This is a genomic window from Micrococcus sp. LASM2_SD2, from assembly GCF_057364565.1.
The window spans coordinates 1-715 of sequence record NZ_JBNFOB010000459.1 but is presented as its reverse complement, the minus strand read 5'-3'; the positions used below and the strand labels follow the sequence as shown (position 1 = coordinate 715).

Here is a 715-nt window from a genome sequence, read left to right as displayed (position 1 = left end):
CCGGGCGCTCGGAGGCGCTCGGAGCGTTCCTGGGCCTGGTCGGCGCCCTCCTGCGGGGCGTCGACCTTCTCCGCCGTCTCGGTGGCCTTCTGCTGCTCGGCGGCCTTCTTCTCGGCGGCGCGCTTCTCGGCGGCCTCGCGGTCGGCGACGGCGCCGCCGCGCTGGTGGTCCGTGATCGCGGCGACCAGGTCCGACTTGCGCATGCGGCGGCTGCCGGTGATGCCGAGCTGGGAGGCGAGGGCCTGGAGCTGGGCGAGCTTGAGAGAGGCCAGTCCGCCGCCTGCGTTCGCGGGGGTGGCGGTCTGTTCCATGGATTCGGTCACGAAGGATCCTTCTGACTCGTCTTCGGCCGTGGCGCGCGCACTGCGGGCACGGCGTCGGGTGGGATCCGGCCGTGCTGCACGGCGGCAGCCCTGAGAGCCGGGTGAAAAAAGAGGGGTGCTCCTCCACGGTGGGGAGGTGTTCGTCGCCGTCGCGGCGATGCCTGCGGACCTTCAGTCTGCGCGCGCTCCAGAGCGGGGCGTTCAGGTGCGGTCCGCCACCGCAGCAGGAGCCTGGAACAGCTCCCGTCAGCCGTGGTGGAGTGGTTCCACCCTAACACCCTCGGCGGCGACGGCGCTCACCGTCACGTCCCAGCGCGCCGCGGTCCGTGCGCCCTCGGCACGCAGCAGCTCCGCGGCCTCCTCTGCCGGCCCGGGTCCCGGCGGCGAGCACC

Annotated in this window: 1 protein-coding gene; it reads right to left on the bottom strand. The window is 73.6% G+C overall.

Translation table 11 applies throughout. The annotated features are described in order from the left end of the window. Positions 1-323: Rho termination factor N-terminal domain-containing protein (locus AC2W7A_RS13100; RefSeq protein ID WP_485991704.1), on the bottom strand; the 323-nt coding region annotated here is incomplete at its 3' end. Positions 324-715 lie beyond the last annotated feature (392 nt).